Origin of the sequence: Citrobacter sp. (assembly GCF_050252275.1) — a bacterium.
Taxonomy (GTDB): domain Bacteria; phylum Pseudomonadota; class Gammaproteobacteria; order Enterobacterales; family Enterobacteriaceae; genus Citrobacter_A; species Citrobacter_A amalonaticus.
In genome coordinates, this window is sequence record NZ_JBFWLF010000178.1 from 1 (window position 1) to 9,478 (window position 9,478).

At 55.6% G+C, this 9,478-nt stretch carries 5 protein-coding genes and 2 pseudogenes; 4 read left to right on the forward strand and 3 right to left on the reverse strand.

The genetic code is table 11. The features are described 5' to 3' along the window. From parC to AB7E14_RS15105, 4 genes are all read left to right on the forward strand, one after another. Nucleotides 1-1,322: DNA topoisomerase IV subunit A (gene parC, locus AB7E14_RS15090; protein WP_428169641.1), on the forward strand; the 1,322-nt coding region annotated here is incomplete at its 5' end. Nucleotides 1,323-1,600: 278 nt separating this feature from the next. Next, on the forward strand, nucleotides 1,601-2,338 hold the full coding sequence (gene plsC / locus AB7E14_RS15095; RefSeq protein ID WP_042998159.1) for a 1-acylglycerol-3-phosphate O-acyltransferase: 738 nt from the start codon (nucleotides 1,601-1,603) through the stop codon (nucleotides 2,336-2,338). A gap of 122 nt (nucleotides 2,339-2,460) precedes the next feature. After that, nucleotides 2,461-3,873 carry a cell division protein FtsP gene (gene ftsP, locus AB7E14_RS15100; protein WP_042998158.1) on the forward strand — a complete coding sequence of 471 codons (1,413 nt, stop codon included), beginning with the start codon at nucleotides 2,461-2,463 and terminating at the stop codon, nucleotides 3,871-3,873. Between the two features lie 109 nt (nucleotides 3,874-3,982). Continuing rightward, on the forward strand, nucleotides 3,983-6,154 hold the full coding sequence (locus AB7E14_RS15105) for a YgiQ family radical SAM protein (protein WP_316962887.1): 2,172 nt from the start codon (nucleotides 3,983-3,985) through the stop codon (nucleotides 6,152-6,154). 73 nt (nucleotides 6,155-6,227) lie between these two features. Here the strand turns inward: AB7E14_RS15105 and AB7E14_RS15110 are convergent. From AB7E14_RS15110 to AB7E14_RS15120, 3 genes and pseudogenes are all read right to left on the reverse strand, one after another. Further along, a pseudogene (locus AB7E14_RS15110) lies at nucleotides 6,228-7,710 on the reverse strand (DASS family sodium-coupled anion symporter). Nucleotides 7,711-7,869: 159 nt separating this feature from the next. Continuing rightward, nucleotides 7,870-8,697 carry a 2,5-didehydrogluconate reductase DkgA gene (gene dkgA / locus AB7E14_RS15115; RefSeq protein ID WP_428169642.1) on the reverse strand — a complete coding sequence of 276 codons (828 nt, stop codon included), beginning with the start codon at nucleotides 8,695-8,697 and terminating at the stop codon, nucleotides 7,870-7,872. 104 nt (nucleotides 8,698-8,801) lie between these two features. Then, nucleotides 8,802-9,478, reverse strand: a pseudogene (locus tag AB7E14_RS15120) (NADH-dependent alcohol dehydrogenase); the annotation flags it as partial.

A 9,478-nucleotide genomic window follows, 5' to 3' on the forward strand; every position in this document is an offset into this window, starting at 1 on the left:
ACCACCTGTTTGCTACCACCGATCTGGAAAAGAGCTATCGCATTAACCTTAATATGATCGGTCTTGACGGGCGTCCGGCGGTGAAAAACCTGCTGGAGATCCTCACCGAATGGCTGGCGTTCCGTCGCGATACCGTGCGTCGTCGCCTGAACTATCGCCTCGAGAAAGTCCTCAAACGCCTGCATATCCTGGAAGGTTTGCTGGTGGCGTTTCTCAATATTGACGAAGTCATTGAGATCATCCGTACGGAAGATGAGCCGAAACCCGCGCTGATGTCGCGTTTTGGTATTACCGAAACGCAGGCCGAAGCGATCCTCGAACTGAAATTGCGTCATCTCGCCAAACTGGAAGAGATGAAGATTCGCGGTGAGCAGGATGAACTGGCGAAAGAACGCGATCAGCTACAGGCGATCCTCGCGTCTGAACGCAAAATGAATACCCTGCTGAAGAAAGAACTTCAGGCCGATGCCGACGCCTATGGTGACGATCGTCGTTCACCGCTTCGCGAGCGCGAAGAAGCGAAAGCAATGAGCGAACACGACATGCTGCCGTCTGAGCCTGTGACGATCGTGTTGTCGCAGATGGGCTGGGTGCGTAGCGCCAAAGGTCATGACATCGACGCACAGGGACTGAACTACAAAGCGGGCGACAGCTTTAAATCCGCTGTGAAAGGGAAGAGCAACCAGCCAGTGGTGTTTATCGATACCACCGGACGTAGTTACGCCATTGATCCGATCACGCTGCCGTCGGCGCGCGGTCAGGGCGAACCGTTGACCGGCAAACTGACGCTGCCGCCAGGCGCGACCGTTGAGCACATGCTGATGGAAGGCGATGAGCAGAAACTGCTGATGGCATCCGATGCGGGTTACGGTTTTGTCTGTACGTTCAACGATCTGGTGGCGCGCAACCGTGCCGGTAAGACACTCATCACGCTGCCGGAAAACGCCCGCGTGATGCCGCCGGTGGTGATTGAAGATGAAACGGATATGCTGCTGGCGATAACGACGGCCGGACGTATGCTGATGTTCCCGGTCAGCGATCTGCCGCAGTTGTCGAAAGGCAAAGGGAATAAGATCATCAACATTCCGTCTGCGGATGCGGCGCGTGGTGACGATGCGCTGGCGCTGCTGTATGTTCTGCCGCCGCAAAGTACGCTGACGATTCACGTCGGGAAACGCAAAATCAAGCTGCGCCCTGAGGAATTGCAGAAAGTGACCGGCGAGCGCGGCCGTCGCGGGACGTTGATGCGCGGTTTGCAACGCATCGATCGCATCGACATTGATTCGCCGCGTCGTGCCAGCAGTGGCGACAGCGAAGAGTAAAATGCTGTTAAACGCCTGAAGGCATAAGTAGGCCTGATAAGAGGCAACGCGCCGCCATCAGGCAACACTATCGTGCCGGATGGCGGCGTTAATACCTTATCCGGCCTGCGGTTGTAACGATACCGCCAGGCCGGATGACAGTAAAATTTCCCGTAAAACCGTTGTTTATTCGTGAGTCGCGATTAACAATACAGTTTTCCAGAGAGCCACATTAACAATACCCTAACCTGATAGCAGGTGACGTAGAATCCCGGGCTCTTAGGCCTTCAGAGGTTGTTATGCTATTTATTTTTCGACTTATTATTACCGTTATCTATTCCATTCTGGTTTGTGTTTTCGGTTCTCTTTACTGCCTGCTCAGCCCGCGTAACCCAAAACACGTCGCGACCTTCGGGCATATGTTTGGTCGCCTGGCACCGTTGTTCGGCCTGAAGGTAGAGTGCCGTAAACCCGCGGATGCGGAAAGCTACGGCAACGCTATCTATATCGCTAACCATCAGAATAACTACGATATGGTGACCGCCGCGAATATCGTGCAGCCGCCAACCGTGACCGTCGGGAAGAAGAGCCTGTTGTGGATCCCGTTTTTTGGTCAGCTTTACTGGCTGACAGGGAACCTGCTGATCGACCGTAATAACCGCGCAAAAGCGCACGGCACGATTGCTGAAGTGGTGAATCATTTTAAAAAGCGTCGTATCTCCATCTGGATGTTTCCGGAAGGCACCCGCAGCCGGGGTCGTGGCCTGCTGCCGTTTAAAACCGGGGCGTTTCATGCCGCGATTGCGGCTGGCGTCCCGATTATTCCGGTGTGCGTTTCCAATACCTCGAATAAAATTAATCTGAATCGCCTGAAGAATGGTCTGGTGATTGTGGAGATGCTGCCGCCGGTGGATATCAGTCAGTATGGCAAAGATCAGGTTCGTGAACTGGCCGCGCACTGCCGCTCGTTGATGGAACAAAAGATCGCTGAACTGGATAAAGAAGTCGCCGAGCGCGAAGCCGCCGGAAAAGTGTGATTCAGCGATAAATGCTTACTCATTCGTGCTGCAAGCCAACGCGCATGCAGCCTGGAGTATGACGAGTTTTTGCAGGAAACGAGTTCCTGCCCGTAATTTAGCCAGTTTTACATGGAGCTTATATGTCACTCAGTCGGCGTCAGTTCATTCAGGCATCGGGGATCGCGCTGTGCGCAGGTGCCGTTCCGCTGAGGGCCCATGCTGCCGGTCAGCAACAGCCGCTGCCCGTTCCGCCGCTACTGGAGTCCCGCCGGGGCCAGCCGCTGTTTATGACGCTGCAGCGTTCGCACTGGTCCTTTACCCAGGGCACGCGAGCGCCGGTCTGGGGGATTAACGGGCGTTATCTCGGGCCGACGATCCGCGTCTGGAAAGGGGATGACGTTAAGCTGATCTACAGTAACCGTCTGGCAGAAAACGTCTCGATGACTATCGCCGGTCTCCAGGTGCCGGGTCCGCTGATGGGCGGTCCGGCGCGCATGATGTCGCCAAACGCGGACTGGGCGCCGGTACTGCCCATCCGTCAGAACGCCGCCACGCTGTGGTACCACGCCAATACGCCGAACCGTACCGCGCAGCAGGTTTATAATGGCCTGGCCGGGATGTGGCTGGTTGAAGATGAGGTCAGTAAATCGCTGCCGATCCCCAACCATTACGGTGTCGATGACTTCCCGATTATTATTCAGGACAAGCGGCTGGATAACTTCGGCACGCCGGAATACAGCGAGCCTGGCAGCGGCGGTTTTGTCGGCGATACGCTGTTGGTCAACGGCGTCCAAAGCCCTTACGTGGAAGTGTCCCGCGGCTGGGTGCGTCTGCGTTTGCTGAACGCCTCTAACTCCCGTCGTTATCAGTTGCAGATGAGCGACGGTCGCGCGCTGCATGTTATCTCCGGCGACCAGGGCTTTTTGCCGGCACCGGTGTCGGTAAAACAGTTGTCGCTGGCACCCGGCGAGCGCCGCGAAATTCTGGTTGATATGACCAATGGCGATGAAGTGTCGATTACCTGTGGTGAGGCAGCGAGCATTGTCGACCGGATCCGGGGGTTCTTTGAACCGTCGAGCATTCTGGTGTCCACGCTGGTGTTAACGCTGCGCCCAACCGGTCTGTTGCCACTGGTGACCGACAGCCTGCCGATGCGTCTGCTGCCGACCGAGATCATGAGCGGTACGCCAATTCGCAGTCGCGACATCAGTCTGGGCGACGATCCAGGCATCAACGGCCAGTTATGGGACGTCAACCGCATTGATATCACTGCGCAGCAGGGTTCCTGGGAGCGCTGGACGGTGCGGGCCGATATGCCGCAGTCATTCCACATTGAAGGGGTGTCGTTCCTCGTGCGTAACGTCAACGGCGCGATGCCATTCCCGGAAGATCGTGGCTGGAAAGATACCGTCTGGGTGGATGGGCAGGTAGAGCTGCTGGTTTACTATGGACAGCCGTCCTGGGCGCATTTCCCGTTTTACTTCCACAGCCAGACGCTGGAAATGGCGGACCGTGGTTCCATCGGTCAGATTCTGGTGAATCCGGCGGCGTAATCCTCCTCTCTCTCGCGACGATGCGAGAGAGATTATCCTTCGATTTCTCATTCGTTCCGGCATATAATCGCCGGCCTTTGATTATTTTTTTACCATTTTTGGAAGCACTATGAGCGCAATATCCCTGATCCAGCCAGACAGAGATCTCTTCTCCTGGCCTCAGTACTGGGCGGCCTGTTTTGGTCCCGCTCCTTTTTTGCCGATGTCACGCGACGAAATGGATCAACTTGGCTGGGATAGCTGCGACATTATTCTGGTAACCGGCGACGCCTATGTCGATCACCCGAGTTTCGGTATGGCGATTTGTGGTCGAATGCTGGAAGCACAGGGCTTCCGTGTCGGCATCATTGCGCAGCCGGACTGGAACAGCAAAGACGACTTTATGCGTCTGGGCAAACCGAACCTATTCTTTGGCGTAACCGCTGGCAACATGGACTCTATGATCAACCGCTACACCGCCGATCGCCGCCTGCGCCATGACGATGCCTACACGCCGGATAACGTCGCGGGCAAGCGCCCGGACCGCGCCACGCTGGTCTATACCCAGCGCTGTAAAGAGGCGTGGAAAGATGTGCCGGTGATCCTCGGTGGTATTGAGGCGAGCCTGCGCCGTACCGCGCATTACGATTACTGGTCTGATACCGTGCGCCGTTCCGTGCTGGTGGATTCTAAAGCCGATATGCTGATGTTTGGCAACGGCGAGCGTCCGCTGGTGGAAGTGGCGCACCGACTGGCGATGGGTGAAACCATCGATCAGATCCGCGATGTGCGTAACACGGCGATTATGGTGAAAGAAGCGCTGCCTGGCTGGAGCGGCGTCGATTCCACGCGTCTGGATACGCCGGGGAAAATCGATCCGATCCCGCATCCGTATGGTGAAGATTTGCCGTGCGCCGACAACAAACCGGTTGCCCCGAAAAAGCAGGAAGCGAAAGCCATTACCGTGCAGCCCGCGCGTCCGAAACCGTGGGAAAAAACCTACGTTCTGCTGCCGTCCTTTGAAAAAGTGAAGGGCGACAAAGTGCTGTATGCGCACGCTTCGCGGATCCTGCACCATGAAACCAACCCAGGCTGTGCGCGTGCGCTGATGCAAAAGCATGGCGATCGCTACATCTGGATCAACCCGCCGGCGATCCCACTCTCTACTGAAGAGATGGACAGCGTTTTTGCCCTACCGTATAAGCGCGTGCCACACCCGGCATACGGTAACAGCCGCATCCCGGCCTACGAGATGATCCGTTTCTCGATCAACATCATGCGCGGCTGTTTCGGTGGTTGCTCGTTCTGTTCGATCACCGAACACGAAGGACGCATTATTCAGAGCCGTTCTGAAGATTCAATCATCAATGAGATTGAAGCGATCCGCGATACCGTGCCGGGTTTTACCGGCGTGATCTCCGATCTCGGCGGACCGACGGCCAACATGTATATGCTGCGCTGTAAGTCACCGCGCGCAGAACAGACCTGTCGTCGTCTGTCGTGTGTTTATCCGGATATCTGTCCGCATATGGATACCAACCACGAGCCGACGATTAACCTCTATCGCCGTGCGCGCGATCTGAAAGGCATCAAGAAGATCCTGATCGCCTCCGGCGTGCGTTACGACATCGCAGTGGAAGATCCGCGCTATATCAAAGAGCTGGCGAGCCACCACGTCGGCGGTTATCTGAAGATTGCGCCGGAACATACCGAAGAAGGGCCGTTGTCGAAGATGATGAAGCCGGGTATGGGCAGCTATGACCGCTTCAAACAACTGTTCGATCTCTACTCGAAGCAGGCCGGGAAAGAGCAGTATCTGATCCCGTACTTCATCTCCGCGCATCCGGGAACGCGTGACGAGGATATGGTGAATCTGGCGCTGTGGTTGAAGAAACATCGCTTCCGTCTCGATCAGGTGCAGAACTTCTATCCGTCGCCGCTGGCCAACTCGACCACTATGTATTACACCGGCAAAAACCCGCTGGGTAAGATTGGCTATAAGAGTGAAGATGTGGTGGTGCCGAAGGGAGATAAGCAGCGTCGTCTGCATAAAGCGCTGCTGCGTTACCACGATCCGGCTAACTGGCCTATGATCCGTCAGGCGCTGGAAGAGATGGGTAAAAAGCATCTGATTGGCGGACGCCGTGAGTGCCTGGTACCGGCGCCAACGCTGGAAGAGATGCGCGAAGCGCGCCGTCAGAACCGTAACACCCGTCCGGCGCTGACCAAGCATACGTCGGTGGCGCATCAGCGTCAGACGCCAGCCGCCAATAAAAAGCGGGGTAAAGTGGCCGGGCGATAAATCAACCTTCCCGGTATACCGGGTGGATGTGATGGTAAGCATGAGGGCTGCACTGGCAGCCCTTTTTTATTGCTTAATACAGTCCTAACACCTTCCACCACGCAAGCCCGACGGTCAAAAAGACGGCCTGATTAAACAGGCTGATGACAAAACCCGTTCGCCACCAGACCCCCGTAGGGACATACCCAGCGCCAAACAAAATCGGCCCGCGAGCGTGAGTGTACTGCGTCAGAGAGCAATACAGACTGCTGGTGAAGGCCAGCATCAGCGCCATGGGCGCTGCCGGAATATTCAGGTGTAGCCCGACGCCGAGAAACACGGCATACAGTGCGGCGATCTGCGCATTGCCGCTGGCAAAGAAGTAATGGGTATAGAAATACGCTGCGTTCAGTAACAACAACACGATAACCCAGCTGGTGCCGTGCATGGTACTGCCGATGCTGTCGCCAATGAGATTGCCGAACCAGGTGGTGAAGCCCAGTTTTTTCAACTGATTCGCCATCATCAACAGTGCGGCAAACCAGATGAGCGTGTCCCACGCACCTTTTTCGCTCTTAACATCTTCCCAGCTCAGCACGCCGCTGAGCAGCAGGATGGAAAGGCCCACGAACGACGCCGTGGTTGCATCAACGCCCAGCACATCGCCAAAAATCCACAGGATCAGCAATATGCCGACAGTGCCCAGCATCAGCCACTCACCACGCGACATCGGCCCCATTTGCGCCAGCTCGTTACGCGCCAGCGCCGGGGCGTCGGGCGTGTGTTTGATTTCCGGGCGGGTCAGCCAGTACACCAGCACCGGCACGATCAGCAGCGATACCAGGCACGGCAGTAGTGCTGCCATAAACCAACTTCCCCAGGTCAGCGTCACACCAGCGTTAGCCGCCAGTTTTACCGCCAGCAGATTTCCGGTATAGCCGGTCATAAACAGCGCGGCAGTGACGTCGTTGACGTTACCGATACAGGTAATCAGGAACGTCCCGATTTTACTGCGTGACTCATCTTCCGGGCGTGAATCGAAATTGCGTGCCAGCGAGTCGGCAATCGGATAGATGACGCCACCGCAACGTGCGGTATTGCTGGGCATGGCGGGCGAGAGAATCAGGTCGGCAAAGGCCAGACCATAGGCAAGCCCCAGCGTTCTTTTTCCTAACAGACGGATCATCTGTAAGGCGATCCGTCGTCCCAGCCCGGTTTTAATAAAGCCACGGGCGATCATAAACGCCACGACGATAAGCCAGATCAGCGAGCTGTTTAATTCACTCAGGGCTGTTGTGATAGCCCCACTGGCGGTTTTATCCCCTGCGGCGTAAGCGAGGGCAAAAACCGTAATGCCGATAATACCTACCGCGCCGATCGGCAAGACCTTTGCGACAATCGAGGCAATGGTGGCAACGAAGATAATAGCCGAATGCCAGGCTGGCGCACTTAACCCTGTTGGTGGGGTCAGTTGCCAGAGTATGGCGGCAATCATAAGAATGAGAATTAATGGGAGCCATTTAACTCCCTGAGGTTTGTTTTCCGCCACGACATTGACACCTATAAATATATAATATGGATTGATGATATTTATAATAACCATTGATAATTAAAAGGTTATCTGGAGGTTATGCTGCACTGGGATGTGCGGAAAATACACAGATAACCTGGCGTCAATTGTTTCTTAATGTGTCAAAGAAAAAGCCCGGCAGAAAACCGGGCTTGAAAGGAGAGAGTTAGCCGCCGAACTGATCCGGATCGGGGCCCAGGCGCTTGCCCTGATCGAGCTTCGCAATCTCACCGAGCTCGTCTTTGTCGAGACGGAAATCCCAGACGTCGAAGTTCTCGGCGATACGCGATGGCGTGACGGATTTCGGGATCACGACCAGACCGTTATCCAGATGCCAGCGAATGACAATCTGCGCCGGCGTTTTACCGTATTTATCCGCCAGGTCACGAATGATTTTTTGATCGAAAACGCCTTCACCGCCCTGTGCCAGCGGACTCCAGGATTCCGTCTGGATTTTGTGCGTCGCATTCCACGCGTGTAGCTGGCGCTGTTGCATCAGTGGATGCAGTTCGATCTGGTTAATCACCGGCGTAACGCCCGTTTCGTCAATCAGGCGCTGGAGGTGGTTGACCTGGAAATTACACACACCGATGCTCTTAATCAGCCCCTCTTTTTGCAGATCGATCATGCCTTGCCAGGCGGAAACATAGTGATCGATTGCCGGAACCGGCCAGTGCATCAGATACAGGTCGAGATAATCTAACTGGAGTTTTTCCAGACTCTCCATCAACGCGTCGCGGGGGCGTTTCTGATCGTCATTCCACAGCTTGGTGGTGATGAACAACTCATCGCGGGGGAGACCTGCGCTGGCTAACGCTTTGCCGACGCCGTCTTCATTTTTGTAGGCGGCGGCGGTATCTATGGACCGATCGCCGACTTCCAGTGCTTTATGAATGGCGGAGACGACCTCGTCGTTACCGGCTTTCCATACGCCTAACCCCAGTTGGGGCATTACATTGCCATCCTGAAGCTTAATTACGGTTTGGTTTGCCATTTTTCCTCCTTCATGTGCTCATCACCGGAGGGGGACTCCGGTGATGTAAGGTGACTTAAGTCTGGACGAAATGCCCAAAAACGAAAGTCAGAGGTGAAAAAAGCTTAGCGCGCTGCCTCGTAAATGCGGCGGCTGACATCCAGGGTAATGTCTTTATGCTCACCCAGTTGCGTCATGCCGTGCTCTTCCAGTTTCGCCAGCAGAGCCGGGATTGAACTGCCGTCAAGGCCATAGCCAGACAGGCGAGTCGGGACGCCCAGTTGCTCGAAGAAATTACGGGTGGCTGCAATCGCGGCATCGATACGCTCATCTTCAGAACCGTCGGTGATGTTCCACACGCGCTCTGCATATTGCAGCAGTTTTTCGCGTTTGGTATCGCGTTTTTCATTCCACAGTGCGGGCAGAACGACCGCCAGCGTCTGAGCGTGATCCAGACCGTGCATCGCCGTCAGTTCATGGCCCAGCATATGGGTTGCCCAGTCCTGCGGCACGCCTGCGCCAATCAGGCCGTTCAGCGCCTGGGTGGCTGCCCACATAACGTTCGCACGTACATCGTAGTTTTCCGGGTCTTTAAGCGCTTTCGGGCCATCTTCCACCAGCGTCAGCAGAATGCCCTCCGCGAAGCGATCCTGAATTTTGGCATCAACCGGATACGTGACGTACTGTTCAACGGTATGCACAAACGCATCAACCACACCGTTCGCCACCTGACGCGGTGGCAGGGTGTAGGTATAAACCGGATCCAGTACCGCAAAGACTGGCTGCACATGGGCAGAATGGA

What these genes read in the sequence shown, in the direction of transcription:
- plsC (WP_042998159.1), top strand. Translation starts at nt 1,601, where the DNA reads ATGCTATTTATTTTTCGACTTATTATTACCGTTATCTATTCCATTCTG.
- ftsP (WP_042998158.1), top strand. Translation starts at nt 2,461, where the DNA reads ATGTCACTCAGTCGGCGTCAGTTCATTCAGGCATCGGGGATCGCGCTG.
- AB7E14_RS15105 (WP_316962887.1), top strand. Translation starts at nt 3,983, where the DNA reads ATGAGCGCAATATCCCTGATCCAGCCAGACAGAGATCTCTTCTCCTGG.
- dkgA (WP_428169642.1), bottom strand. Translation starts at nt 8,697, where the DNA reads ATGGCAAACCAAACCGTAATTAAGCTTCAGGATGGCAATGTAATGCCC.